Genomic DNA, 25,713 nt, shown 5'->3' with positions numbered 1-25,713 from the left:
GGGGCTGGGCGTCACCGGGAGCGCGTAGAGTGCACCTCGTGCCTGCAGTGAACCTCGGTCTGCCGAAAGTCCCCGAAACCCTGAGCCCGCGCCGCAAGTCCCGGCAGATCCGGGTCGGCAAGGTGCTCGTGGGCGGCGATGCGCCGGTGTCCGTCCAGTCGATGACCACGACGCCGACGACGAACATCAACGCGACGCTCCAGCAGATCGCCGAGCTCACGGCGTCCGGCTGCGACATCGTCCGCGTGGCGGTGCCGAGCCAGGACGACGCCGACGCGCTGCCGATCATCGCGAAGAAGTCGCAGATCCCGGTCATCGCCGACATCCACTTCCAGCCGAAGTACGTCTTCCAGGCCATCGATGCCGGGTGCGCCGCGGTCCGCGTGAACCCGGGCAACATCCGGAAGTTCGACGACCAGGTCGGCGCCATCGCCAAGGCCGCGAAGGACGCCGGCGTCTCGCTCCGCATCGGCGTCAACGCCGGTTCCCTCGAACCGAGCCTGCTGCAGAAGTACGGCAAGGCCACGCCCGAGGCGCTCGTCGAGTCTGCCGTGTGGGAAGCCTCCCTGTTCGAGGAGCACGACTTCCACGACTTCAAGATCTCGGTCAAGCACAACGACCCGATCGTCATGGTGAAGGCCTACCGGCAGCTCGCCGCGGCGGGGGACTGGCCGCTGCACCTCGGCGTGACCGAGGCCGGCCCGGAGTTCCAGGGCACCATCAAGAGCGCCACGGCGTTCGGCATCCTGCTGGCCGAGGGCATCGGCGACACCATCCGCGTGTCCCTCTCCGCCCCGCCCGCGCAGGAGGTCAAGGTCGGCCTGCAGATCCTGCAGTCGCTCAACCTCCGCGAGCGCAAGCTCGAGATCGTCTCGTGCCCCAGCTGCGGCCGGGCCCAGGTCGACGTCTACCAGCTGGCGAACGACGTGACGAAGGGGCTCGAGGGCATGACCGTGCCGCTCCGCGTCGCCGTCATGGGCTGTGTCGTGAACGGCCCGGGCGAAGCGCGTGAGGCCGACCTCGGCGTCGCGTCCGGCAACGGCAAGGGGCAGATCTTCGTCAAGGGCGAGGTCATCAAGACGGTTCCCGAGGCCGAGATCGTCGAGACCCTCATCACCGAGGCGAACCGTCTCGCCGACGAGATGGGGCCGGCGGCCGGCACCGGCAAGCCGCTCGTCGTCACGTCGTAGAGCTGGTGCGGGGCCCCGGCGGCGGCGCACCCACTCCCACGCGCCGCTAGGCTTGCCCCGTGGTCACACGGCTTTCGCATCTGTTCCTCCGTACGCTCCGCGACGACCCCTCCGACGCCGAGGTGACGAGCGCGAAGCTCCTCGTCCGCGCCGGGTACGTCCGTCGCCAGGCCCCGGGCATCTTCGCGTGGCTGCCGCTCGGCCTGAAGGTCCGTGCGCGCATCGAGGCGATCATCCGCGACGAGATGGTCGCCGCCGGCGCGCAGGAGGTCCTGCTCCCGGCGCTCCTGCCGCGTGAGCCGTACGAGGCGACGGACCGCTGGACCGAGTACGGCGACGGCATGTTCCGCCTGCAGGACCGCAAGGGCGCCGACTACCTGCTCGCGCCCACGCACGAGGAGATGTTCGCGCTCCTGGTGAAGGACCTGTACGGCTCGTACAAGGACCTCCCCGTCACGCTGTTCCAGATCCAGGACAAGTACCGCGACGAGGCACGCCCCCGCGCCGGACTCCTGCGCGGCCGCGAGTTCACCATGAAGGACGCGTACTCGTTCGACCTCACCGACGAGGGCCTCGAGCGCAGCTACCAGGTCATGCGCGACGCCTACGAGAAGATCTTCGCCCGACTCGGCCTCGAGTACGTCATCGTCGAGGCGGACGCCGGCGCGATGGGCGGCTCGAAGTCCGAGGAGTTCCTGCACCCGATCAGCGTCGGCGAGGACACCTTCGTCCGCAGTGCCGGTGGCTACGCGGCCAACGTCGAGGCCTACGTCACCCCGGTGCCGGACGCCCTGCCGATCGAAGGACAGCCCGAACCCGTGCTCCTGCCGGCGTCGGACACCCCGACGATCGAGACGCTCGTGGCGCACGCGAACGAGATCGCCCCGCGCGAGGGCGCCCCCTGGACGGCCGCCGACACGCTGAAGAACGTCGTGCTCGCCCTGACGCACCTCGACGGCACGCGCGAGATCGTCGTCGTCGGGCTCCCCGGTGACCGCGACGTCGACCTGAAGCGCGCGGAGGTGGCCTTCGCCCCGGCCGAGGTTGAGCCCGCCGGTGACGACGACTTCCGCAAGCACACGGGCCTGGTCAAGGGCTACATCGGCCCGCAGGTCCTCGGCGCCGAGAGCACGACGGGCATCCGCTACTTCGTCGACCCCCGCGTGGTCGACGGCACCGCGTGGATCACGGGCGCGAACGAGCGCGGCGTGCACGTCTCCGGCCTCGTCGCCGGTCGTGACTTCGTGGCCAACGGCGTCGCCGAGGTGTCCGACGTCCGCGCCGGCGACCCGGCCCCCGACGGCTCCGGCCCGCTCGAGACCGCGCGCGGCATGGAGATCGGCCACGTGTTCCAGCTCGGCCGCAAGTACGCCGAGGCGCTCGGCCTCAAGGTGCAGGACGAGAACGGCAAGCTCGCCACGGTCACGATGGGCTCGTACGGCATCGGCGTGACGCGCATCCTCGCGATCCTCGCCGAGGCGCACAACGACGAGAAGGGCCTCGCCTGGCCGAAGAACGTCGCACCGTTCGACGTGCACGTCGTCGCGACCGGCAAGGACGAGGTCGCCTACGACCTGGCCACGTCGATCGTCGCCGAGCTCGACGGCGAGCGGTTCGAGGTCCTCTACGACGACCGTCCGAAGGTCTCGCCCGGCGTGAAGCTGCGCGACGCCGAGCTCCTCGGCATGCCGATCGTCGTCGTCGCCGGCCGCGGCGCCGCCGACGGCGTCGTCGAGCTGTGGAACCGGGCGAGCGGCGAACGCCGTGACGTGCCGGTCGCCGAGCTGCTCGAGGCGGTCCGCGCGATCTAGCGGGTCACGTCCCCGACGTGACGACACGACGGACGGGAGGCGCGGTGCCAGCTGGCACCGTCCCTCCCGTCTCGGCCGTCACCCCGCTGGCGCGGTGCGCCGGGACCGGCGGGTGGGGCCCACCTCCCGTCCGTCGTCCGGCCGGGTCCGTGACCCGCAGTGCGGTAGTCTGGTCGCCGACTTCCGCGCGGTTCCATCCGCGGGAGCGACTCATCTGAATACGGAGGCCCTCGGTGAAGATCGATCTCGCAGTCCTGCGACTCATGGAGCGTGAGCGGGAGATCCCGTTCGACGAACTCGTCCAGATCATCGAACAGGCCATCCTGACGGCGTACCAGAAGCACCGCACCGAGAACGAGGAGCCCGTCGACGCGGACGTCCGCGTCGAGCTCGACCGCAAGTCGGGCGAGGTCTCGGTCTACGTGCCCGAGCGCGACGACGAGGGCACCGTGATCGGCGAGGCCGTCGACCAGCCCAGCGACTTCGGTCGCATCGCCGCGTTCGCCGCCAAGCAGGTCATCAACCAGCGCCTGCGCGACATCGGCGACGACAAGATCCTCGGTGAGTTCCGCGGCAAGGAAGGCGACATCGTCGCGGGCATCGTCCAGCAGGGCCCGAACCCGAAGATGGTGCACGTCGACCTCGGCACGGTCGAGGCGATCCTGCCGCCGGAGGAGCAGGTGCCCGGCGAGGACTACAAGCACGGTGCACGGCTGCGCGTCTACGTGACGAGCGTCGGCCGCGGCATGAAGGGTCCGCAGATCACGGTCTCGCGCACCCACCCCGGCCTGGTCCGCAAGCTGTTCGCCCTCGAGGTCCCGGAGATCGCGTCCGGCGTCGTGGAGATCACCTCCCTCGCGCGCGAGGCCGGCCACCGCACGAAGATCGCGGTCAAGGCGAACGAGCCCGGTGTGAACGCGAAGGGTGCGTGCATCGGCGAGCTCGGTGCCCGCGTCCGAGCCGTGACGACGGAGCTCGGCGCCGAGAAGATCGACATCGTCGACTACTCGTCCGACCTGGCCTCGTTCGTCGCCAGCGCCCTGTCGCCGGCCAAGGTGACGAGCGCCTTCGTGCTCGACGCCTCGACGAAGGCCGTCCGCGCCCTCGTGCCGGACTACCAGCTGTCGCTCGCGATCGGCAAGGAAGGGCAGAACGCCCGCCTCGCCGCGAAGCTCACGGGCGCCCGGATCGACATCCAGCCGGACTCGATCCTGGACGGCGAGGACTGACGGTTTCGCTCGTGGCACGTCCGGTCCGGGCGTGCCGGATCGCGGTCGTCGAGAGGGAGGAGTAAGGTGGTTCCCGTCAGAACATGCATCGGCAGTCGCCGTCGTGCTCCCCGGTCCTCCCTCCTCCGTGTCGTCGCCCTGCGCGACGGTCGTGTCGTGGCGGACCCGAAGGCAGTCATGCCGGGGCGGGGAGCGTGGCTCACCCCGACCGTCGAAGCACATGATCAGGCCGTCAAGCGCAAGGCGTACCGCCGGGCGCTCCGGCTCGATCATGAACCGGACACGTCCGCGGTGCGTGACTACCTCGAAGCGCTCCGGCGCCCCGAACCACAGGCACGCGACCAGGACATGACAGAACAGGCTGAACGGCTTATGGACAACTGATGAGCGGCTCGAAATGAGACCCGTCATCCATTGAGTCCTGCCCCTTGCACGGGGTGGGACCCGTGAAGGAGAACAGTGGCAAAACCACGCGTACACGAGATCGCATCCGAACTCGGTGTCGACAGCAAGACCGCAATGGAGAAGCTCAAGGAACTCGGCGAGTTCGTCAAGGGCCCGAGCTCCAGTGTCGAACCCCCCGTCGCGCGCAAGCTCCGTGCTGCGCTGCAGGCTGACGGCGCCTCTGCGTCGAAGCCCGCTGCGGCACAGACCCCGAGCGCGCCGGCCAAGACCGCGGCGCCGAAGTCGGGCGCACCGAAGCCCGGCGGCCCCCGCCCGGGTCCGGCCCGTCCGGCACCCACCCCCGAGCCCGAGCCCGAGGTGCAGGCGCCCGCCGCCGACGTGCCGACGCCGGCTGCCCCGAAGTCCGTCGCACAGCGACAGGCCGAGGCCGAGGCCGCTCGCAAGGCCGCCGCTGCCGAGAAGGCCGCTGCCGAGAAGTCCGGCGACGCCGGTCCCGACGCAGCAGCCGAGCCGAAGGGCGACGCCGTCAAGCCCGGCGGCGCTCCGAAGCCCGGTGCCGCAGCCGGCCCCAAGCCGGGTGGCCCGAAGCCGGGCGCACGCCCCGGCAACAACCCCTACGCGTCGAGCCAGGGCATGGGCTCGCGCCCGCCGCGTCCGGGCAACAACCCGTACTCCTCCAACCAGGGCATGGGCCAGCGCCCCGCCGCCGGCGCTGGTGGCGGCAACGGCATCCCGCGTCCGGCCCCGCCGCGTCCGGGTGCTCCCCGTCCGGGCGCTCCGCGTCCCGGTGGTCCCGGCCAGGCAGGCCGTCCGAACGGCTTCGGGCAGCGCCCGGGCCAGGGTGGCGGCGGTCGTGGCGGCCCCGGTGGTCGTCCGGGCGGTGCCGGTGGTGCCGGTGGCGGCTTCCCGCGTCCGGCCTTCAGCGGCCCGCGTCCCGCCGGTGGCGGTGGCCGCGGTCGTGGCCCCGGTGGCGGTACCGCTGGTGCGTTCGGTCGTGGTGGCGGCAAGAGCCGTGCCCGCAAGTCGAAGCGGACGAAGCGCGCCGAGTACGAGATGCGGCAGGCGCCGTCGCTCGGCGGTGTGCAGGTCCCTCGTGGTGACGGCAACACGGTCGTCCGTCTGCGTCGCGGTGCGAGCATCTCGGACTTCGCGGACAAGATCGACGCGAGCCCCGGCAACCTGGTGACGGTGCTGTTCCACCTCGGTGAGATGGCGACCGCGACCGAGTCGCTGGACGAGGCCACGTTCGAGGTCCTCGGCGAGGAACTGGGCTACAAGATCCAGATCGTCTCGCCGGAAGACGAGGACAAGGAGCTCCTCGAGGGCTTCGACATCGACCTCGAAGCCGAGCTGGACGACGAGGACGACTCGGTGCTGCAGCAGCGGCCCCCGGTGGTCACCGTCATGGGTCACGTCGACCACGGCAAGACCCGCCTGCTCGACGCGATCCGCAACTCGAAGGTCGTCGAGGGCGAAGCCGGTGGCATCACCCAGCACATCGGTGCGTACCAGATCGTCACCGAGCACGAGGGCATCGAGCGCCCGATCACCTTCATCGACACCCCGGGTCACGAGGCCTTCACGGCCATGCGTGCCCGTGGTGCGCAGGTGACGGACATCGCGATCCTCGTGGTCGCGGCGGACGACGGCATCATGCCCCAGACGATCGAGGCACTGAACCACGCGCAGTCGGCCGGTGTGCCGATCGTGGTCGCGGTGAACAAGATCGACAAGGAAGGCGCGAACCCGGCCAAGGTCCGCCAGCAGCTCACCGAGTACAACCTGGTGGCTGAGGAGTACGGCGGCGACGTCATGTTCGTCGACGTGTCGGCTCGTCAGAACATCGGTATCCAGGACCTCCTGGACGCCGTGCTGCTCACGGCCGACGCCGGTCTCGACCTGCGTGCGAACCCCGACAAGGACGCCCGCGGTGTGGCGATCGAAGCACGCCTCGACAAGGGCCGTGGCTCGGTTGCGACCGTGCTCATCCAGTCCGGCACACTGCACGTCGGCGACGCCATCGTGGCGGGGACGGCCTACGGCCGCGTCCGTGCGATGACGGACGAGAACGGCGTGGCGGTCAAGGCTGCGACGCCGAGCCGTCCGGTCCAGGTGCAGGGTCTGTCCTCGGTGCCCCGCGCCGGTGACACGTTCCTCGTGACCGAAGAGGACCGCACGGCACGTCAGATCGCCGAGAAGCGTGAAGCCGCCGAGCGCAACGCCCAGCTGGCCAAGGCCCGCAAGCGCATCTCGCTCGAGGACTTCACCCGTGCACTCGAAGAGGGCAAGGTCGACTCGCTCAACCTCATCATCAAGGGTGACGTCTCCGGTGCCGTCGAGGCACTCGAGCAGTCGCTCCTGGACATCGAGGTCGACGACAGCGTCCAGCTCCGGATCCTGCACCGCGGCGTCGGTGCGATCACGGAGTCGGACATCGACCTGGCCACGATCGACAACGCGATCGTCGTCGGCTTCAACGTCCGCCCGGACGTCAAGGCCCGCGAGCGTGCAGCGCGCGAAGGCATCGACGTGCGCTTCTACTCGGTCATCTACAACGCACTCGAGGACATCGAGCAGTCCCTCAAGGGCATGCTCAAGCCCGAGTACGAAGAGGTCCAGTCGGGTGTCGCCGAGATCCGCGAGGTGTTCCGTTCCTCGAAGTTCGGCAACATCGCGGGTGTCATCGTCCGCTCCGGCACGATCACGCGCAACGCCAAGGCGCGCGTCATCCGCGAAGGCGTGGTGCTCGCCGATGGTCTGGCCATCGAGTCGCTGCGTCGCTTCAAGGACGACGTGACCGAGGTCCGCACGGACTTCGAAGCCGGTATCGGTCTGGGCAAGTTCAACGACATCCAGATCGGCGACGAGATCGAGACCACCGAGCTCGTCGAGAAGCCGCGCGACTGATCGCGTGACTACCCTGGGCCCCGGCTTCCTTCACGGGAGGTCGGGGCCCAGCCCCGTTCCAGAGCAAGACATCTCCACAGGAGGCACCCATGGCCGATCCGCAGCGCGCACGCAAGATGGCGGACCGCATCAAGGAAGTCGTCGCACGCCGACTCGACAAGGGCCTTCGCGACCCGCGACTCGGGTTCGTGACGATCACCGACGTCCGTGTGACCGGTGACCTGCAGCACGCGTCGATCTTCTACACCGTGTACGGCACCGACGAGGAGCGTGCCGACTCCGCCGCGGCGCTCAAGGCCGCGACCGGGATGCTCCGGTCCGAGGTCGGCAAGAACATCACCGCTCGTCTGACCCCGTCGCTCGAGTTCATCGCCGACGCCCTGCCGGAGACCTCGGCGCACATGGAGGACCTGCTCGTGCAGGCCCAGGTGCGCGACGAGCAGGTCCGTGCAGCCGCGGCCGGCGCGACCTACGCCGGCGACGCCGACCCGTACAAGCACGACGAGGACGAGGACGACGCCGACGCGGCGCGCGCCTGACCCGTCCGATCAGCCCTCGGGCAACCGGTAGCCGCTCGCGTCGTCCCCGACGGCCAGTCCGTCGCGCAGGAGCGACGCGAGCGCCCGGTCCCGCTGCTCGGCGTCGGGCCACACCGGTTCGATCTCGTCCCGCGTGACGGGGACGTCGCTCGCGCGGAGCTCCGCCATGATGAGCCCGCGCACCTGCCGGTCGCTGCCGGCGAACTTCGCCTGCTTCGGTGCGCGTGGGCCCTCGTGCTCCGGGTAGCCAGCGGCCCGCCACGCACAGCGGTCGGCGATCGGGCACGCGTCGCACGCGGGGGAGCGGGCGACGCAGACGAGCGCACCGAGCTCCATCACCGCGGCGTTCGTCGCTGCGGCGTCGTCACGGTCGTCCGGCAGCACCGACTCCATCAGCGGGAGGTCCTGCTTCGCCTTCGCCGGGCCCGGTTCGCCCTGGCCGAGCAGGGCGCGGGCGAGGACGCGCCGGACGTTCACGTCGACGACGGGGTGCCGGTCGCCGTACGCGAACACGGCGACCGCCCGGGCCGTGTAGTCCCCGATCCCGGGGAGCGCGAGCAGCGCGTCCACGTCCCGGGGCACCACGTTGTCGTGCTGCTCGGCGATCGCCGTCGCGGCCGCGTGCAGCGCGAGCGCCCGTCTCGGGTAGCCGAGCCGGTCCCAGGCACGCACCGCGTCCGCCGGGGGTGAGGCCGCGAGGTCCGCAGGCGTCGGCCAGCGGGTGAGCCATGCCTCCAGGCGGGGCACGACGCGCGCGACCTGGGTCTGCTGCAGCATGATCTCGCTGACCAGCGTGCCCCACGCGGGGAACCCGGGGCGCCGCCACGGCAGGTCGCGCGCCTCGGCGCGGAACCACGCGATGAGCGGCGTCGCGATGTCCGTTCCTCGGGTCGCGTCCTGTGGACGGGTCGGGTTGTCCACATTCGGACTGGAGGCACGACTCACGTTCACCACGACAGCCTACGGTGGGTGCATGGCACGTTGGGCACCCCAGGAGACCGACACCATGGCCGCGATCGCGGCCGAGGTGATCGCACAGGTCGGCACGAACCGGACGGTCGTCGGCATCGACGGACAGGACGGCGTCGACCTCGAACGCGTGGCCTCCGGGCTCGTCGACGGCTTCCAGCAGCACGGGGTGTCCGCGATGGCCGCCGCCGCACCGTCGAGCGACGTCGACGCGTTGCGGGCCGACCTCGTCGCGCCGTTCCGGTCCACCGGCGAGGGCCCCGGCATCCTCGTGGTGCACGGACACGGGGTGCTGGCGCACGGTGCCCACCGACTCTGGCGCTGGTCGCTGTGGGTGGAGCAGGAGTCCGGGCGCCTCGAACGCCGCGCGGACGTCAAGATCGCCGCGTCCGCGGTGCTGGACGTCACCGACCCCGAGCACCCGCGTCGCGAGTGGAACGACGCCTGCTGAGTCGCCGGAGCGCTGGTAATCTCCTCTGGTGCTCGAAACCGCGCCCGACGGCATCCTCCTCGTCGACAAGCCGCAGGGGATCTCCAGCCACCGGGTCGTCTCCATCGCCCGACGTCGGCTCGGCCTGAAGAAGGTCGGCCACGCCGGCACGCTCGACCCGATGGCGACCGGCCTGCTCCTGCTCGGGATCGGCCCGTCGACCCGGCTCCTGACGCACCTCGTCGGGCTCGGCAAGACCTACACCGCCACGATCCGTCTCGGGGTCTCGACCGACTCGGACGACGCCGACGGGACCCCCACCGCAGCCGTGGGCACGTCCTCGGCGGACGTGTCCGAGGCGGCCGTCGAGCGGGCCGTCGCCGAGCAGCGCGGACAGATCTCGCAGGTGCCGTCGACCGTCAGCGCCATCAAGGTCGGCGGCCGCCGCGCCTACGACCTCGCGCGCAAGGGTGAAGCGGTCGTCCTGCAGTCCCGGACCGTGACGGTGTCGCGGTTCGACGTCACCGGTCGGGGCGACCGCGTCGTGTCCGTCGACGGCGAGGACGTGGCCGTGATCGACCTCGACGTCGTCGTGTCGTGCTCGTCCGGCACCTACGTGCGCGCGCTGGCCCGTGACGTCGGCGCCGCACTCGGCACCGGCGCCCACCTCACCGCGCTCCGCCGCACCGAGGTCGGCCCCTTCAGCGTCGACGACGCGATCGACCTCGAGGACGAGTCCGTCGACGTCCGGGCCGCACTCGCCCGACCGGTCGACGTCGCCCGCACCCTGTTCCCGTCCGTGCCGCTCGACCCGGCCGCGGCGAAGGACCTCGCCGACGGCAAGCGCGTGGCGGCGGACCACCCGGACACCGACGGCCCGGTCGCGGCCGTCGCCACCGAGGGGGACCGGCTCGTCGGGCTCGTCTCGGTGCGACGCGGACTACTGCGCGTCATCACCAACTTCCCGACGGCATCGGGGGTGGGCGCGTGATCGAGTGGTTCATGTGGGTGCAGCTCGTCATCGCCGTGCTCGCCGGGCTCTTCGCGGTCGTCGTGGGGTTCATCGGTTGGAAGCCGAACGACTACACGGTCGGGTCGCTCGCGCTCATCGAGCTGCTGCTCCTCGCACAGGGTGTGATCTCCCTCGTCCTCCCGGCCACGGGCCGCCCGCCGGTCGGCAACGCGCTCGAGTTCGGCGTGTACGCCGTCTCGGTGCTCCTCGTCCCGCCGGCGACCATCGTCTGGGCGCTCATCGACCGGACGAAGTGGAGCACGGTGGTCCTCGGGGCCGGTGCGTTCACGGTCGCGGTGATGGTCTACCGGATGTACCAGATCTGGTTCGCCCTGAACTGACCCGCTCGCGTGCCCTCGGCGACTGCGCGTTCGTCGTGGTGCGTCATCGTGGCCGCCCGCCGTCGGTAGAATCGGTGCAATGGCGACCAGATCCTCCCTCGCGACCGGCATCGGCCGCGTCCTCATCGCCGTCTACGGCATCCTCGCGCTGGCAGCGACGGGACGCAGCGTCGTGCAGATCATCGAGAAGTTCTCGTTCGCACCGTTCGCGTACACCCTCAGCGCCGTCGCCGCGGTCGTGTACATCGTCGCGATGATCGCCCTCATCGTGCCGGGTCGGTTCTGGTACCGCGTGGCCTGCGTCACGATCGTCTTCGAGATGACCGGCGTGCTCGTGATCGGCACGCTGTCGCTCTTCGACCGGCAGCTGTTCCCCGACGACACCATCTGGTCGTACTACGGCATGGGCTACGCCTTCGCGCCGCTGGTGTTGCCGGTGGCCGGACTCTGGTGGCTCCGCAAGCACCACCGCACCGCCACCGCGACCGAGACGACCCCGTCCGCCGTACCGGCCGGCGAGTAGGGACCGACGTGCAGTACTACGACGACACCGCCGACGTGGCGCAGGGCTTCGGGCCGAGTGCGGTCACCATCGGGAAGTTCGACGGGGTCCACGTCGGGCACCGTGCGGTCATCGCGCACCTCGAGCGTGCGGCGCGCGAGCACGGCCTCGTGTCCACGGTCGTGACGTTCGACCGCCACCCGCTCGACGTGATCGACCCCGACAAGGTGCCGCCCGCCCTGACGAGCATCGCCCAGCGGCGCGAGCTGCTCGACGACGTCGGGGTCGACGCCACCCTGCTGCTCCGGTTCGACCACGAGCTCCAGTCGAAGGCGCCGGAGGCCTTCGTGTCGGAGATCCTCGTCGACACCCTGCACGCCCAGCTCGTGTTCGTCGGCGGCGACTTCCGGTTCGGGGCGAAGGGCGCCGGCGACGTCGCCCTCCTGCGCGAGCTGGGGGAGCAGCACGGCTTCACCGTCGAGCTCATCGACGACGTCGACCTGGTCGACGACGTCCGGCCGGACGGCGAGCGACGGGTGTCCTCGACGTGGATCCGCGAGCTCCTCGGGGACGGCCGCGTCGCCGAGGCCGCGCGCCTGCTCGGCCGTGAACACGCGGTGCGGAGCGTCGTCGTGCACGGGAACGAGCGCGGTCGGGCGATGGGCTACCCGACGGCGAACCTCGACCCGGCGTCCGAGGGCTTCGTCCCCGCCGACGGCGTCTACGCCGCACGGGTGCTGCACGACGGCACGGTGTACCCGGCCGCCGTCTCGGTCGGCAACAACCCGACGTTCGAGGGCGTGCCGGCGAAGCAGATCGAGGCGCACCTGCTCGACGTCGACATCGACCTCTACGGCGACACGATCTCGGTGCTGTTCGTCTCGTACGTGCGGGGCATGGTGAAGTTCGACTCGATGGACGAGCTCGCCGAGCAGATGCGGCAGGACGACCGCGACATCCGGACGCTGCTGGGGCTCCCCGCCGTCGTCTGACCAGGTACCGACGACGAAGCCCCCGCGACCGAACGGTCGCGGGGGCTTCGTCGTACGGGGCGGATCAGCCGCCGAGGGCGTCGAGCCAGATCTTGCGGGCGTCGAGCGCTTCCTGCGCATCCTTGATCTTGCGGGCGTCGCCCGAGGCCTGGGCATCGGCGAGCTCCGCTTCGAGCTTGCCGATCGCGTCCTCGAGCTGGCTCGCGAGACCGGTCTGACGGGCCTTGCGCTCCGGGTCGGACGCCTTCCAGTGCTCGTCCTCGAGGCTGCGCACGTGGTCCTCGACCGCGCGCAGACGGTCCTCGATGCGCCGGACGTCACCGCGGGGGACCTTGCCGATCTCGTCCCACCGACGCTGGATGCCCGTCAGGGTCTTGCGTGCGGCAGCCCGGTCGGTGACCTTCAGGAGCGGCTCGGCCTCGGTCAGGAGGGCCTGCTTCGCTTCGAGGTTCGCCGAGTACTCGACGTTCTCGGCGGCGGCTTCGGCGTGGCGCTGCTCGAACAGCACGTCACCCGCGGCCTTGAAGCGTGCCCAGAGTGCGTCGTCGTGCCGCTTGCCGGCCCGCCCCGCGCCCTTCCAGTCGTCGAGCAGTTCGCGGTACGCCGGGATCGCGTCGGACCCGCGGGGAGCGAGCGCCTCGGCCTGCTGGACGAGCTCCTGCTTGCGGTTGCGGGCGTCACGGTGCTGGGCGTCGAGCTCGGAGTAGAACGCGCGACGGTGCTGGTCGACGGTCGAGCGGGCCGCGCGGAAACGCTTCCAGAGCTCGTTCGCCTCGTTCTTGGGGATGCGGGGGCCGTCGTGCTGGTGCTGCTGCCACCGCGCGAAGACGTCGTCGAGCTGCGCGGTGATCTGCTTCCACTGCGCCCGTGCCGGGTCGACCGCGGCGAGGGCCTCGGCTTCTTCCACCAGGGCGGTGCGGTGCGCCAGGGCGTCCGCGAGGGCCTGCTGTGCCTGCTCGGCCTGCTCCTTCGTCAGGGAGCCGAGCTGCTCGGTCAAGGCGGCGACGCGGGTCTCGAGCGACTTGAGGTCGCCGACGACCCGGGCCTCGGCCACGAGGGCCTGCAGGTGCTCCACCGTGCGGGCGACGTCGTTCGCCGAGGCACCACGCTGGACACGCTGCTCGGCGATCTTCACCTGCCCCTCGAGGTCGGCGTACTTCCGCGCGAAGTAGGCGAGGGCTTCGTCGGGTGTCGCGTCCGGGTACTCACCGACGGCTTTCTCGGTGTCCTCGTACCGGACGTACACCGTCCCGGTCTCGTCGACCCGCCCCCAGGTCGTTGCTTCGTCAGGTCCCACAGGTCTCGCCTCGATCGTGGTCGTGCATCACCGACGTCGCCGTCGGCACGGTCAGGTCGTCAGCCTATTGCACGGAGAGCATCTGCGACCCGCCGGGTCGGCGCGCCTGTGGACTACTTCTCCTGCTCGATCGTCGCGCCGGTGATCTTCGTCGCCACCTTCGGCTCGCCGGTGCCGTCGCTGCCGGGGGAGGAGATGCCCTTCGACGTGATCTTCGACTCGAGTTCGTCGAGGCCGCTGGTGACCTTCCCGACGACGGTGTAGCCGCCGGTGGAGCCGTCCAACGTGGTGTCGCCGTAGACGATGAAGAACTGAGTCGTCTGCGAGTACGCCGACGAACTGCGGGCGATCGCGATGGTGCCCTTGGTGTACTTGCCGTCGCTCGGGACGTTCTCGAGCGGACCGTACTGGAACCCGGCGTCACCCGTGCCGTCGCCGTTCGCGGAGCCGCACTGCAGGAACTCGAACCCGGTGCTGTCGGCGAGTCGGTGGCAGGTGGTGCCGTTGTAGAACTGCTCCTGGATGAGCTTGATCTCGACGCTCGCGGCCTGGGGTGCCTTCTCGCCGTCCAGCTCGATGCCGAGCTTCACGTCCTTGTTCAGGGTGAGCGATCCGGTCCAGGTGGAGTCCTTCGCGATGGACTTGCTCGGGACGTCGCCCGTGTTCGCGGCGGTGGCACTCGCGGACGGGGTCGGTGTCGCGGTCGCGGAGGCACTCGCGCTCGCGTCCGCCCCGCCACCCTGCGACCCGGCGAAGGCGAGCTGCGAACCGGTCGCCAACGCCGCGACGAGGACGAGGACACCGGCGCCGACGACGTTGTCCCGCACCCGGCGGCGCCGCTGCCGTTCGTGCAGGCCCTGCCGTGCCGTGTAGAGGCGGAGGCGCTCGCGCGCCTCCCGGTTGTCACGCGCCTGGTTCTTCGGTGCCACGGTGCTGGTCGTACCTCTCGTCGAGTGTGCGACGAGCGTACTGTAAACGGCCCTGTCGGAGGCCTGGAGGCACGCCCCTGTCGGTGGGTCGGCCTACGATTGGTCACATGGCAGCGGACCGTTCGGGCATGCGTGCGCCCACCACCGGCGGTCGCGCCGGGCTGGCGCAGGGGTCCGTCCCGCTCGCGGTGCGGATGCGGCCGACCAGCCTCGACGAGGTCGCCGGCCAGCAGCACCTGCTCGGCCGCGGCAGTCCCCTCGTGCAACTCGCGACGGGCACGCGCGAGAACCCCGGCGGCGTCTCGGTGATCCTCTGGGGACCGCCCGGCACCGGCAAGACGACGCTGGCGCAGGCGATCGCGCGGCAGTCCGGTCGCGAGTTCGTCGAGCTGTCGGCCGTGACCGCCGGCGTGAAGGACGTGCGCGAGGTCATGGAGAAGGCGCTCACGCACCGCGACCTCTACGGATCGACCACGGTCCTCTTCCTCGACGAGATCCACCGCTTCAGCAAGGCCCAGCAGGACGCCCTGCTGCCCGGCGTCGAGAACGGTTGGGTCATCCTCATCGCGGCGACGACCGAGAACCCGTCGTTCTCGGTCATCTCGCCGCTGCTGTCCCGCTCCCTGCTGCTCACGCTCAAGCCCCTCACCGACGAGGACCTCGGCATGCTCGTCGACCGCGCGGTCGAGGACCCGCGGGGTCTCGGCGGATCGGTCGTCCTCGGCGACGAGGCCCGCAGCGCCATCGTGCGGCTGTCCTCCGGCGACGCCCGTCGGGCACTCACCGCGCTCGAGGCCGCGGCGTCCTCGGCCGTCGCGGCGCAGGCCGACGACGACGCGGACGGGACCCTCGACGGCGTCGACACGGTCCCGGTCGTCGACGCCGACACCGTCGCCGCAGCGGTCGATCGGGCACTGCTCCGCTACGACCGCCAGGGCGACGAGCACTACGACGTCATCAGCGCGTTCATCAAGTCGGTCCGGGGGAGCGACGTCGACGCCGCACTCCACTACCTGGCGCGCATGATCGAGGCGGGCGAGGACCCGCGGTTCATCGCCCGTCGCATCATCATCTCGGCGTCCGAGGACATCGGCATGGCCGATCCGCAGGCCCTGCCCATCGCCGTCGCGGCCGCACAGGCCGTCCAGCTCATCGGCATGCCCGAGGGTCGGATCCCCCTGGCCGAGGCGGTCGTCTACCTGGCGACCGCACCGAAGTCGAACGCCGCCTACAACGGGGTGAACGCCGCGATCGCCGACGTCAAGGCCGGGCGGCTCGGGGTCGTGCCGATGCACCTCCGCGATGCGCACTACCCCGGCGCGAAGCGGCTCGGCCACGGCAAGGGCTACGTCTACTCGCACGACGCCGAGCACGGTGTCGCCGAGCAGCAGTACCTGCCCGACGCGCTCGAGGGCACCGAGTACTACACCCCGACGGCGAACGGCTTCGAGCGCGAGGTCGGGCCCCGACTCGAGCGACTCCGGAAGATCACCCGCGGCGAGTAGTGGCCGCCCCGAGTTCCTGCTAGCATTGCCGGGCCTACGTCCTGGTCCTCGAGCACGGCTGCGTCGAGGACAGAGTGCCACTCCGGTGGTACGGGGGCAGAGGTTCGGACTGTAGCCGTCCGATCCCACAGGCTCATCCCTCTGGATCCCGTCGTCGGGACCGATCCCTTCCGTGTGTCTCGTTGCCCACGGTCGGACGGATCCCCTCGAGTCATTCAGTTCAGACAGAGAAAAGGACCCTGTGTCTACCAAGTCACGTACCCGCAGCAAGACCCGCCTCTCGCGCGCGCTCGGCATCCCGCTGACGCCGAAGGCGGCCCGTTACCTCGAGAAGCGCCCCTACGGCCCCGGTGAGCACGGCCGCACCCGCCGTCGTGCGGACAGCGACTACGCCGTCCGCCTCCGTGAGAAGCAGCGTCTGCGCGCCCAGTACGGCATCCGCGAGAAGCAGCTCCGCATCGTCTTCGAAGAGGCCCGCAAGACGAAGGGCCTGACCGGTGAGAACCTGGTCGAGCTCCTCGAGCAGCGCCTCGACGCCCTCGTGCTCCGTGCCGGCTTCGCCCGCACCACCGCGCAGGCGCGTCAGCTGATCGTGCACCGTCACATCCTGGTCGACGGCAAGCTCGTCGACCGTCCGTCCTTCCGCGTGAAGGAGGGGCAGCTCATCCACGTGAAGCAGCGCTCCGAGTCCCTCGAGCCCTTCCAGGTCGCCGCCGCCGGTGGGCACCAGGAAGTCCTGCCGAAGGTCCCGGGCTACCTCGAGGTCGAGATCGACAAGCTCCAGGCCCGCCTGGTCCGTCGCCCGAAGCGCGCCGAGGTCCCCGTGACCTGTGAAGTGCAGCTCGTCGTCGAGTACTACGCAGCTCGCTGATCCACTGATCACACCCGAACGGCGGGTCGTCCTCTCACGAGGGCGGCCCGCCGTTCGGCGTCGGTGGCCGGTGTCGTCGGTAAGATCGTATGGGCACGCACCGCTCGCGTGCACGAGAGGGAGAGGCACCGTGAAGCAGCTGTTCTTCGTCGCCGTCGGCGTCGTCATCGGGTTCGCCGTCGCGCACAAGGTCGCGAACACCCCCGGTGGCGCGCGGTTCTTCGCCGACGTGAACGCTCGCGCGGAAGCCTTCCGTGGTGCCGTCGCCGAGGGCTACCGCTCTCGCGAGGCCGAGCTCCGCACCGACGTCTGACCGACGACCCCTCCCACGCACACGACCTGAAACCAGGAAGCACCATGCAGACCGCAGAGATCCGCCGCCGTTGGCTCCAGTTCTTCGGTGACCGCGGCCACACCGTCGTCCCGTCCGCCTCGCTCGTCTCGGACGACCCATCGCTCCTGTTCACGGTCGCCGGCATGGTGCCGTTCATCCCGTACCTGACCGGACTCGTCCCCGCGCCGTACCCCCGCGCCACGAGCGTCCAGAAGTGCATCCGCACGAACGACATCGAAGAGGTCGGCAAGACCCCGCGGCACGGCACGTTCTTCCAGATGAACGGCAACTTCTCGTTCGGCGACTACTTCAAGGAGCAGGCGATCGAGTACGCCTGGCAGTTCCTGACGACGCCCGAGCCGGACGGTGGGCTCGGCTTCTCGCCCGACGACCTCTGGGTCACCGTGTACGAGGACGACGACGAGGCGATCGCCTTCTGGAAGCAGCACTCCTCGCTCCCCGACGAGCGGATCCAGCGGCTCGGCAAGGACACCAACTACTGGTCGACCGGGCAGCCCGGGCCGGCGGGCCCCTGCTCCGAGATCTTCTTCGACCGCGGTCCGGAGTACGGCATCGACGGCGGTCCGGCGACCGACGACGACCGCTACGTCGAGATCTGGAACCTGGTGTTCATGCAGTACCAGATCGCCGACGTCCGTTCGAAGTACGACTTCGAGATCACGGGCGAGCTGCCGAACAAGAACATCGACACCGGCATGGGGCTCGAGCGCGTCGCCTTCATCAAGCAGGGCGTCGACAACATGTACGAGATCGACCAGGTGCGCCCGGTCCTCGACGAGGCGGCGGCGATCTCCGGTCGTCGGTACGGCGCCGTGCACGAGGACGACGTCCGCATGCGCGTCATCGCGGACCACGTCCGGTCGGCGCTCATGCTCATCGCCGACGGCGTCTCCCCGTCGAACGAGGGCCGCGGCTACATCCTCCGCCGCCTGCTCCGCCGCACCGTGCGCGCGATGCGCCTGCTCGGCGTCGAGGGTGCGACCTTCCCCCGGCTCTTCCCCGCGTCCCGCGACGCCATGCGCGACGCCTACCCCGAGGTCGGCAGCGACTACGACCGCATCGCGCGCATCGCCTACGCGGAAGAGGAGACCTTCCTCCGCACGCTCGCGCAGGGCACGACGATCCTCGACGTCGCGGTCGAGCGTGCGAAGCAGGACGGCGCGCCCGCGATCGGCGGGGACACGGCGTTCCTCCTGCACGACACCTTCGGCTTCCCGATCGACCTCACGATGGAGATGGCCGAGGAAGCCGGCGTCCAGGTCGACCGGTCCGCGTTCGAGACCCTGATGTCCGAGCAGCGGGCGCGGGCGAAGGCGGACGCCAAGAGCAAGAAGACAGCACTCGCCGACCTCAGCGTCTACAGCGCGTTCCGGGCGAGGGGCGAGACCGTCTTCCTCGGCTACGACGCGCTCGAGGCCGAGACGAACATCCTCGGCATCATCGTGGACGGCGTGAGCGTCGACCGTGCGGTCGCGGGCGACATCGCCGAGGTCATCCTCGGTGAGACCTCCCTCTACGCCGAGTCCGGTGGTCAGGACGCCGACCAGGGCTCGATCGTCGGCAACGGCTTCGACCTCGAGGTGCTCGACGTCCAGCGTCCCGTCGCCGGTCTGTGGAGCCACACGGTCCAGGTGCGCTCGGGCGAGGTCGGTGTCGGTGCGCCGGCGACGACCGTGGTCGACGCCGAGTACCGCCGCGGTGCGACCCAGGCGCACTCCGCGACGCACCTCGTGAACGCCGCACTGCGCGACATCCTCGGCCCGGAGGCGCTCCAGGCCGGCTCGTACAACAAGTCGGGCTACATGCGGCTCGACTTCTCGTGGTCGCAGCCGGTCTCGCTCGAGACCCGTTCCGAGATCGAGGAGGTCGTGAACACCGCGATCCGCTCCGACCTCGAGGTCTCGACGCGCGTGCTCCCGCTCGACGAGGCCAAGTCGCTCGGCGCGCAGGCGCTGTTCGGCGAGAAGTACGGCTCCGAGGTCCGCATGGTCGACATCGGCGGCCCGTGGTCCCGTGAACTCTGCGGTGGCACGCACGTGGCGTCCAGCGCCCAGGTCGGGCTCGTCAACCTCGTGGGGGAGTCGAGCGTCGGTTCGACCAACCGCCGCGTCGAGGCGCTCGTCGGGCTCGAGGGCTTCCGCGACCTCGCCGTCGAGCGCACCATCGTGTCCCAGCTGTCGAGCGCGCTCAAGGCCCCCCGAGAGGACCTGCCGACCCGCGTGCAGTCCCTGATGGAGGACCTCCGGACGGCGCAGAAGCGCGTCGCCGAGTTCGAGTCCGCGAACCTCCAGCAGCGCGTCCCGGCGATCGCACGCCAGGCGACGACGGTGGGCGCGACGACCGTCGTGGCCGAGTCCGTCCAGGGACTCCAGTCCGGTGACGACCTCCGCGCGCTCGCGACCGGTGTCCGCAGCCAGCTCGGCGACGGTGCCGCGGTGGTGGTCCTCGGCGCGGTCATCAACGACAAGCCGGTGGTCATCGTCGCGACGAACGACGCCGCCCGCGCCGCCGGTGTGCAGGCAGGACCGCTCGCGAAGGAAGCCGCCGGCGTCCTCGGTGGTGGTGGCGGCGGCAAGCCGGACCTCGCGCAGGGCGGTGGCACCGACGCGTCCGCGCTCCCGGCAGCCCTCCGCGCGGTCACCGACCGGCTCGCGGCCTGATCGTGGCGATCCGTTCCGGGCGCCGGCTCGGCGTCGACGTCGGCCGCGCCCGGATCGGGGTCGCCGTGTGCGATCGCGATGGGCTCCTCGCGACGCCCGTCGAGACCGTCGCCCGGCACGACGCCACGGACGTCCGGCGGATCCTCGAGATCGCGGAGGAGTACGACGTCCTCGAGATCGTCGTCGGGCTGCCGCTCTCGATGTCGGGCGGGGACACCCCGTCCACGGCGGACGCTCGGGAGTTCGCCGGACGCCTGGCGGAACACCGTCCGGTGCGTCTGGTCGACGAACGACTCTCGACCGTGACGGCCCAGCGCGGCCTGCACCAGGCCGGCAAGAACACGAAGAAGTCCCGCGCCGTGATCGACCAAGCGGCCGCTGTTATCATTCTGCAACACGCGCTCGACCACGAGCGTGCGGCCAGTGCCCCACCCGGGGCCACGCTCCCCTGAAACTGCGGACCACCGCAGTGCTCGCCTGAACGCGGCTGCCCACACCGTCGCCCAGCACCCCGAGCCCAGGCGGAGTTCCCGACCGAGAGACCCGAGGACCGTTGGCAGACGACCTGGACTGGAACGCGATCATCGCGCCCGGCAACGACGCCGAGCGGCGGAAGACGACTTCCGACCGTGCGGAGACCCCCGACGCACGCGGTGACGCGGGCGAGACCACCGGTGCGCGGAACGGCGCCCCGGACGCGACCGGTCGACCGATGTCCCGACGCGAAGCACGCGCCGCCGAAGCCGCGCGGGCGCGCGCCGACGCGGGCCACGCGGACGCGAGCCCGGCCAGCACCGACGCGGCCGGGTCGAGCACCGACCGTCCCGACCTCGGCCGAGCCGACGTCGACCGTCGCGCCGCTGCGGCCGACGCCCCGGTGGCGTCGTCACCCGACGAACTGCACCCGGACGTGCACGCGCTCCTCACCGGCGAACTCCACGTCGACGACGACGCGCGTGCCGGGGCACGCGGCGGTGACGCCGATGCGGCCACGGCCGCCGGCGCGGGTGCCGGCGCGGGTGGTCCCGACCAGCCCGGCGACGGCCCCGGAGGCGCGGGAGACGGTGGACGCGGCGGTCGCGGTGGACGTGGGCGCGCCTCCAGGTCGCCACGCGGCCCGCGTGAGCCGCGTCCGAAGCGTCGTCGCGGCCCGCTCATCGCGGGCATCGTCATCGTCGCGGTGGTCCTCGCGGTCGGGGTGTCCGCGTACTCCTTCGCGGCCCCCAAGGTCCAGCAGCTCGTCGCCGCCATCAGCGGTTCCCAGGAGCCCGACGACTACTCCGGCGACGGCACCAGCAAGGTGACGATCACCATCAAGCAGGGCGACATCGGCGAGAACGTCGCCGCGACCCTGCAGCGCAGCGGTGTCGTGAAGGACTCGAAGGTCTTCTACAAGCTCCTGCTCGCCTCGCCGGACGTCCAGTTCCAGCCGGGGTCGTACGCGCTCAAGAAGAAGATGAGCTCGAAGGCGGCCCTCGCGGCGCTGCAGGACAAGGACAACCGCGTCCAGGCCTCGATCGTGATCCCCGAGGGCACGGCGCTCAAGGACATCGAGGCCGGCATGGTCTCGAAGGCGGGGCTCTCCGCCGCCGAGGTCTCCGCTGCGGCGAAGGACCTCTCCGCGTACGACCTGCCGGCGAACACGACCACGCTCGAGGGCTGGCTGTTCCCGGCGACCTACCCGATCAACCCGGGGTGGAGCGCGACGGAGTACTTCAAGTCGATGGTCGACACGATGAAGGAGCACCTCTCCGCCGCCGGTGTGGCCGAGGCCGACCAGGAGCGCGTGATCATCTTCGCCTCGCTCGTCCAGAAGGAAGCGGGCCTCGCGGCCGACTACCCGAAGGTCGCGCGGGTGTTCCAGAACCGGCTCGACATCGACATGCCGCTGCAGTCCGACGCGACGGTCGCCTACGGCACCGGCAACACCCACCGGGTGACGACGACCGACGCCGAGCGCAAGGACGCGTCGAACAAGTACAACACCTACGTGCACGACGGCCTGCCGCCGGCACCGATCTCGAACCCCGGCGACATCGCGATCAAGGCCGTCACGAACATGGCGCAGGGGAAGTGGCTGTACTTCGTGACGGTGAACCTCGAGACCGGCGAGACGGTGTTCTCCGACACGTACGCGCAGCACCTCGTCGCCGTCGACCAGTTCCAGGCGTGGCTCCGGGCACACCCCGATTACCAGTAGTCGAGCGGCGTCGCACGGGGCCCGGGCTGTGGGAAGATGGACACCATGCTTCGTTGGTTGACTGCTGGTGAGTCCCACGGACCCGAACTGATCGCGATGCTCGAGGGCCTGCCCGCGGGTGTCCCGGTGTCGTTCGAGTCCATCCGTACCGATCTCGCGCGACGCAAGCTCGGCTACGGCCGCGGCTCCCGCATGAAGTTCGAGCAGGACGAACTGCACGTCTCCGGCGGCGTCCGGCACGGCTACTCGCTCGGCAGCCCGATCGCGATCCGCATCGGCAACACCGAGTGGCCGAAGTGGGTCGAGGTCATGAACCCCGAGCCCGTCGAGCAGACCGACCTCTCCCGTGGGCGGAGCGCCCCGCTCACCCGCCCGCGTCCGGGCCACGCCGACCTCGTCGGCATGCAGAAGTACGGATTCGACGAGGCCCGCCCGATCCTCGAACGCGCGAGCGCGCGCGAGACCGCGGCCCGGGTCGCGCTCGGCGCCGTCGCGAAGTCCTTCCTGGCCGAGCTCGGCATCCGATCGGTCGCGCACACGCTGCAGGTCGGCACCGTCCGCGTCCCCGACGGCACCGCGCTGCCCCTGCCGGACGACGTCGACCGCCTCGACGACGACCAGCTGCGGTGCTTCGACGCCGAGACCTCCGCTCGCATGGTGACCGAGGTCGAAGCCGCGAAGAAGGACGGCGACACCCTCGGCGGCGTCGTCGAGGTGCTGTTCTACGGCGTCCCGCCCGGACTCGGATCGCACGTGCAGTGGGACCGCCGGCTCGACGCCCGTCTCGCCGCCGCGATCATGGGCATCCAGGCGATCAAGGGCGTCGAGGTCGGCGACGGCTTCGCGACCGCTGCCCGCCGTGGGTCCGAGGCGCACGACGAGCTCTTCCGCGAAGACGGCGAGATCTACCGCACGTCCGACCGCGCCGGCGGCACCGAGGGTGGCATGTCCACGGGCACCGTGCTGCGCGTCCGCGCCGGCATGAAGCCGATCGCGACCGTCCCGCACGCGCTGCACACCATCGACGTCGCCACGGGTGAGGACGCCTCGGCGCACCACCAGCGCTCCGACGTCTGCGCCGTCCCGGCCGCCGGTGTCGTGGCCGAGGCCATGGTCGCGCTCGTCCTCGCCGACGCCGTGCTCGAGAAGTTCGGTGGCGACAACGTCGTCGAGACGAAGCGGAACCTCGACGCGTACCTCGCGTCGATCCCGGAGACGCTGCGCACCCGCAGCACCGAGGCCGCCGAGCACTCCACGGCCTGGTGACGCACGCACCCGAGCCGGCGGCGGCGTCGCCGTCGGCCGGTCCCGCAGCCCCGGTGGTCATCATCGGGCCGATGGGCGCCGGCAAGTCCAGCGTCGGCAAGCGCGTGGCGAAGGCGCTCGGCGTCCCGTTCACCGACACCGACCGGGTGATCGTCCGCGAGCACGGTCCGATCCCCGGGATCTTCGCGGACCGTGGCGAGGCCGCCTTCCGTGAACTCGAGGCCGCAGCCGTCCGGGCAGCGCTGTCGACCGGGGGCGTCATCGCCGTCGGTGGCGGCGCCGTCACCCACGTCGCCACGCGCGAGGCCATGGCCGGGGCGCGCATCGTCCTGCTGACCGTCTCGCCCGAGGCCGTCGCCGACCGGATCGCCGGCAGTGACCGGCCGCTCCTGGCGAACGGCGGCATCGACGCGTGGCAGACGATCATGGACGCGCGAGCGGCGACCTACGCCGAGCTCGCGCACGCGGTGTTCGACACCTCGCGCCGGCCGATGTCGCACGTCGTCGACGACGTCGTCGCGTGGCTGCGCGACGAGACCCCTCCGGCCAGCACCGGTGCACCCACGAGCGAAGGAACAGCGTGACCGACCCGACCCAGTCCGTCCTCCCCGAGGGCACCACCGAGATCCGCGTCGGCGGCGCGGACGGCTACGTCGTGGCCGTCGGCAACGGCCTGCTCGGGTCGGTGCCGGCGCTCCTCGGACCTCGCGTCGCCAAGGTCCTCATCGTGCACGCCCCGACGCTCGGCGCCCGGGCGAACGCGCTGCGCGACCTGCTCGTCGACGCCGGCCTCGAGGCCCTCATCGCCGAGGTCCCGGATGTCGAGGGCGCCAAGCGCGTCGAGGTCGCCGCGTTCTGCTGGCAGATCATGGGGCAGTCCGACTTCACCCGCACCGACGCCGTCATCGGCCTCGGCGGCGGTGCCGTGACCGACCTCGCCGGGTTCGTCGCGGCGACCTGGCTGCGCGGGGTGCCGTACGTCGCGATCCCCACGAGCGTGCTCGGCATGGTGGACGCGAGCGTCGGCGGCAAGACCGGCATCAACACCAACGAGGGCAAGAACCTCGTCGGCGCCTTCTACCCGCCCCGCGCGGTCGTCGCCGACATCGACCTCGTCGCCACGCTGCCGCGCAACGAGATCCTCACGGGCTTCGCCGAGATCGTGAAGGCCGGCTTCATCGCCGTCCCGGAGATCCTCGACATCATCGAGGCCGACGTCGACCGCGTCACCGACCCGACCACGCCGGAGTTCCGTCGCGTCGTCGAGCTCGCGATCGAACTCAAGGCGCAGGTCGTCTCGGACGACTTCACCGAGCAGGGCCGCCGCGAGATCCTGAACTACGGGCACACCCTCGGGCACGCCATCGAGCACGCCGAGCGGTACCAGTGGCGACACGGAGCGGCCGTCGCGGTCGGGATGGTCTTCGCCGCCGAGCTCGCGCGCCTCACCGGACACCTCGACGACGCCACGGTGGACCGGCACCGCGCGATCCTCGAGTCGCTCGAGCTGCCGACGACCTACGGCATCGGCCGCTGGGAGGGGCTCCTCGCCACGATGCGTCGTGACAAGAAGGCCCGCGCCGGCATGCTCCGGTTCATCATCCTCGACGGTGTCGGCAAGCCGGTCACGCTCGAGGGGCCCGAGGACCACCTCCTCTTCACCGCCTACCAGGAGGTCGGGGTCTAGCTCAGCGGAGGACGCGGCGGGTCCGTCGCCACCACCACTTCACCCGCATCGACACGGTGACGATGCCGGTCCGTTCCACCTCGTACCACTCGGCGAGGGAGGCACCGTCCACCCAGGCATCGAGGATCGCGTCGTCCTCGTCGGTGCCGTCCATCTTGAATCGCGGTGCGTCGGGCAGCGGGCGGAAGAGCGGCATCAGTCGGCGTCCTGTTCTCGGTCGCGGATTCGCTCGAACCGGTGCCGCCGAAGCGCCCGTCGAGCGAGGTTCCTGTCGGGCTTCGGCGCCCACGGTACGTTCATCAACCGCTCGAGCACAGTTCTCGAAATGTCGTACTCAGATTGCGTCTCGGCGCGACGCATCGCCCAGGTGAGCCGTCGCCAGGCGTGGTCGCGATCGGCCGTCCGACGGTTCTGGAACGCGCCGAACCAGCTGACGACGGCGGCCACGATCGCTGCGGCAGCGGCGATGAGCGCCGTGACGAGTGCTGTCTCCATGACTGCAGCGTGACGCAGTGGAGGCGGCCGCAGGACGGGCGTCGGCCGACCTGGGGACGGCGAGCCGCGCCTCCAGGCTGTGGAGGAACCGACCACGCAGGGCGGGGGAGCAGACTGGAAC

General features: G+C 70.8%; 25 protein-coding genes. 20 read left to right on the top strand and 5 right to left on the bottom strand.

Features of this window, described 5'->3' with window-relative positions; genetic code table 11:
* Window positions 1-59: 59 nt before the first annotated feature.
* The 6 genes from ispG (at window position 60) to rbfA (ending at window position 8,081) form a co-directional block, all read left to right on the top strand.
* Complete coding sequence (ispG, locus tag ACEN8D_RS03805; RefSeq protein ID WP_070419067.1) at window positions 60-1,190, top strand: flavodoxin-dependent (E)-4-hydroxy-3-methylbut-2-enyl-diphosphate synthase; 1,131 nt, start codon at window positions 60-62, stop codon at window positions 1,188-1,190.
* 59 nt (window positions 1,191-1,249) lie between these two features.
* Window positions 1,250-3,001, top strand: coding sequence for a proline--tRNA ligase (locus ACEN8D_RS03800; RefSeq protein WP_413398868.1), 1,752 nt, complete (start codon window positions 1,250-1,252; stop codon window positions 2,999-3,001).
* Window positions 3,002-3,234: 233 nt separating this feature from the next.
* The gene (gene nusA, locus ACEN8D_RS03795) at window positions 3,235-4,230 is read left to right on the top strand and encodes a transcription termination factor NusA (RefSeq protein ID WP_070416270.1); all 996 of its coding nucleotides are present in this window, start codon (window positions 3,235-3,237) and stop codon (window positions 4,228-4,230) included.
* A gap of 66 nt (window positions 4,231-4,296) precedes the next feature.
* On the top strand, window positions 4,297-4,614 hold the full coding sequence (locus tag ACEN8D_RS03790) for a YlxR family protein (protein ID WP_309887000.1): 318 nt from the start codon (window positions 4,297-4,299) through the stop codon (window positions 4,612-4,614).
* A 75-nt stretch (window positions 4,615-4,689) separates the two neighbouring features.
* Window positions 4,690-7,542, top strand: a complete 2,853-nt coding sequence (gene infB, locus ACEN8D_RS03785) for a translation initiation factor IF-2 (protein ID WP_495601158.1) — start codon at window positions 4,690-4,692, stop codon at window positions 7,540-7,542.
* 89 nt (window positions 7,543-7,631) lie between these two features.
* Complete coding sequence (rbfA, locus tag ACEN8D_RS03780; RefSeq protein WP_229085022.1) at window positions 7,632-8,081, top strand: 30S ribosome-binding factor RbfA; 450 nt, start codon at window positions 7,632-7,634, stop codon at window positions 8,079-8,081.
* A gap of 9 nt (window positions 8,082-8,090) precedes the next feature.
* Here the strand turns inward: rbfA and ACEN8D_RS03775 are convergent, their stop codons facing one another.
* The gene (locus ACEN8D_RS03775; protein ID WP_070416267.1) at window positions 8,091-9,002 is read right to left on the bottom strand and encodes an HhH-GPD family protein; all 912 of its coding nucleotides are present in this window, start codon (window positions 9,000-9,002) and stop codon (window positions 8,091-8,093) included.
* A gap of 52 nt (window positions 9,003-9,054) precedes the next feature.
* Between ACEN8D_RS03775 and ACEN8D_RS03770 the strand changes: the two genes are divergently transcribed.
* The 5 genes from ACEN8D_RS03770 (at window position 9,055) to ACEN8D_RS03750 (ending at window position 12,327) form a co-directional block, all read left to right on the top strand.
* Complete coding sequence (locus ACEN8D_RS03770) at window positions 9,055-9,501, top strand: hypothetical protein (protein ID WP_092386977.1); 447 nt, start codon at window positions 9,055-9,057, stop codon at window positions 9,499-9,501.
* 28 nt (window positions 9,502-9,529) lie between these two features.
* The gene (gene truB / locus ACEN8D_RS03765; RefSeq protein WP_413398916.1) at window positions 9,530-10,471 is read left to right on the top strand and encodes a tRNA pseudouridine(55) synthase TruB; all 942 of its coding nucleotides are present in this window, start codon (window positions 9,530-9,532) and stop codon (window positions 10,469-10,471) included.
* The gene (locus ACEN8D_RS03760) at window positions 10,468-10,833 is read left to right on the top strand and encodes a hypothetical protein (RefSeq protein ID WP_413398915.1); all 366 of its coding nucleotides are present in this window, start codon (window positions 10,468-10,470) and stop codon (window positions 10,831-10,833) included. Before truB ends, ACEN8D_RS03760 begins: the two co-directional genes overlap by 4 nt.
* 79 nt (window positions 10,834-10,912) lie before the next feature.
* Window positions 10,913-11,356, top strand: coding sequence for a hypothetical protein (locus ACEN8D_RS03755; protein WP_070416263.1), 444 nt, complete (start codon window positions 10,913-10,915; stop codon window positions 11,354-11,356).
* 8 nt (window positions 11,357-11,364) lie between these two features.
* Window positions 11,365-12,327, top strand: coding sequence for a bifunctional riboflavin kinase/FAD synthetase (locus tag ACEN8D_RS03750; RefSeq protein ID WP_495601157.1), 963 nt, complete (start codon window positions 11,365-11,367; stop codon window positions 12,325-12,327).
* A gap of 64 nt (window positions 12,328-12,391) precedes the next feature.
* Here the strand turns inward: ACEN8D_RS03750 and ACEN8D_RS03745 are convergent, their stop codons facing one another.
* Window positions 12,392-13,624, bottom strand: a complete 1,233-nt coding sequence (locus tag ACEN8D_RS03745; protein WP_309779683.1) for a DUF349 domain-containing protein — start codon at window positions 13,622-13,624, stop codon at window positions 12,392-12,394.
* A gap of 113 nt (window positions 13,625-13,737) precedes the next feature.
* Window positions 13,738-14,553, bottom strand: coding sequence for a peptidylprolyl isomerase (locus tag ACEN8D_RS03740; protein WP_309779682.1), 816 nt, complete (start codon window positions 14,551-14,553; stop codon window positions 13,738-13,740).
* 128 nt (window positions 14,554-14,681) lie between these two features.
* On the opposite strand from ACEN8D_RS03740, the gene ACEN8D_RS03735 reads away from it, so the two are divergent.
* The 9 genes from ACEN8D_RS03735 to aroB all read left to right on the top strand — a co-directional run bounded on the left by ACEN8D_RS03735 (window position 14,682) and on the right by aroB (window position 25,097).
* Complete coding sequence (locus tag ACEN8D_RS03735; RefSeq protein WP_031261054.1) at window positions 14,682-16,058, top strand: replication-associated recombination protein A; 1,377 nt, start codon at window positions 14,682-14,684, stop codon at window positions 16,056-16,058.
* A 241-nt stretch (window positions 16,059-16,299) separates the two neighbouring features.
* The gene (rpsD, locus tag ACEN8D_RS03730) at window positions 16,300-16,929 is read left to right on the top strand and encodes a 30S ribosomal protein S4 (protein WP_058726527.1); all 630 of its coding nucleotides are present in this window, start codon (window positions 16,300-16,302) and stop codon (window positions 16,927-16,929) included.
* Between the two features lie 130 nt (window positions 16,930-17,059).
* Window positions 17,060-17,242, top strand: coding sequence for a hypothetical protein (locus ACEN8D_RS03725; protein ID WP_070416260.1), 183 nt, complete (start codon window positions 17,060-17,062; stop codon window positions 17,240-17,242).
* A 44-nt stretch (window positions 17,243-17,286) separates the two neighbouring features.
* The gene (gene alaS / locus ACEN8D_RS03720) at window positions 17,287-19,944 is read left to right on the top strand and encodes an alanine--tRNA ligase (RefSeq protein ID WP_413399447.1); all 2,658 of its coding nucleotides are present in this window, start codon (window positions 17,287-17,289) and stop codon (window positions 19,942-19,944) included.
* Window positions 19,944-20,396, top strand: coding sequence for a Holliday junction resolvase RuvX (gene ruvX / locus ACEN8D_RS03715; RefSeq protein ID WP_092386988.1), 453 nt, complete (start codon window positions 19,944-19,946; stop codon window positions 20,394-20,396). The genes alaS and ruvX overlap by 1 nt, the downstream gene beginning before the upstream one ends.
* 101 nt (window positions 20,397-20,497) lie before the next feature.
* Entirely contained in the window at window positions 20,498-22,144 is a 1,647-nt protein-coding gene (gene mltG, locus ACEN8D_RS03710) for an endolytic transglycosylase MltG (RefSeq protein ID WP_495601156.1), read from the top strand.
* Between the two features lie 45 nt (window positions 22,145-22,189).
* On the top strand, window positions 22,190-23,410 hold the full coding sequence (gene aroC / locus ACEN8D_RS03705; RefSeq protein ID WP_070419062.1) for a chorismate synthase: 1,221 nt from the start codon (window positions 22,190-22,192) through the stop codon (window positions 23,408-23,410).
* Window positions 23,407-23,994: a shikimate kinase gene (locus tag ACEN8D_RS03700; protein WP_309779678.1), complete on the top strand. Its 588-nt coding sequence runs from the start codon at window positions 23,407-23,409 to the stop codon at window positions 23,992-23,994. The genes aroC and ACEN8D_RS03700 overlap by 4 nt, the downstream gene beginning before the upstream one ends.
* Window positions 23,991-25,097 carry a 3-dehydroquinate synthase gene (aroB, locus tag ACEN8D_RS03695; RefSeq protein ID WP_413398415.1) on the top strand — a complete coding sequence of 369 codons (1,107 nt, stop codon included), beginning with the start codon at window positions 23,991-23,993 and terminating at the stop codon, window positions 25,095-25,097. The genes ACEN8D_RS03700 and aroB overlap by 4 nt, the downstream gene beginning before the upstream one ends.
* A gap of 1 nt (window position 25,098) precedes the next feature.
* Here the strand turns inward: aroB and ACEN8D_RS03690 are convergent, their stop codons facing one another.
* Both ACEN8D_RS03690 and ACEN8D_RS03685 read right to left on the bottom strand, forming a co-directional pair.
* On the bottom strand, window positions 25,099-25,293 hold the full coding sequence (locus ACEN8D_RS03690) for a hypothetical protein (protein ID WP_071303732.1): 195 nt from the start codon (window positions 25,291-25,293) through the stop codon (window positions 25,099-25,101).
* Window positions 25,293-25,592, bottom strand: a complete 300-nt coding sequence (locus ACEN8D_RS03685) for a hypothetical protein (RefSeq protein WP_413398416.1) — start codon at window positions 25,590-25,592, stop codon at window positions 25,293-25,295. Before ACEN8D_RS03685 ends, ACEN8D_RS03690 begins: the two co-directional genes overlap by 1 nt.
* Window positions 25,593-25,713 lie beyond the last annotated feature (121 nt).

Source organism: Curtobacterium sp. Curtsp22 (assembly GCF_059492135.1).
Note: the sequence above shows the minus strand (reverse complement) of the source record. Positions and strands in the feature narration are given on the sequence as shown.

Excerpts from the sequence above, each read along its gene's own strand:
- rbfA (WP_229085022.1), top strand. The coding sequence starts at position 7,632 with ATGGCCGATCCGCAGCGCGCACGCAAGATGGCGGACCGCATCAAGGAA.
- ACEN8D_RS03770 (WP_092386977.1), top strand. The coding sequence starts at position 9,055 with ATGGCACGTTGGGCACCCCAGGAGACCGACACCATGGCCGCGATCGCG.
- ACEN8D_RS03755 (WP_070416263.1), top strand. The coding sequence starts at position 10,913 with ATGGCGACCAGATCCTCCCTCGCGACCGGCATCGGCCGCGTCCTCATC.
- ACEN8D_RS03735 (WP_031261054.1), top strand. The coding sequence starts at position 14,682 with ATGCGTGCGCCCACCACCGGCGGTCGCGCCGGGCTGGCGCAGGGGTCC.
- alaS (WP_413399447.1), top strand. The coding sequence starts at position 17,287 with ATGCAGACCGCAGAGATCCGCCGCCGTTGGCTCCAGTTCTTCGGTGAC.
- aroC (WP_070419062.1), top strand. The coding sequence starts at position 22,190 with ATGCTTCGTTGGTTGACTGCTGGTGAGTCCCACGGACCCGAACTGATC.
- ACEN8D_RS03690 (WP_071303732.1), bottom strand. The coding sequence starts at position 25,293 with ATGCCGCTCTTCCGCCCGCTGCCCGACGCACCGCGATTCAAGATGGAC.
- ACEN8D_RS03685 (WP_413398416.1), bottom strand. The coding sequence starts at position 25,592 with ATGGAGACAGCACTCGTCACGGCGCTCATCGCCGCTGCCGCAGCGATC.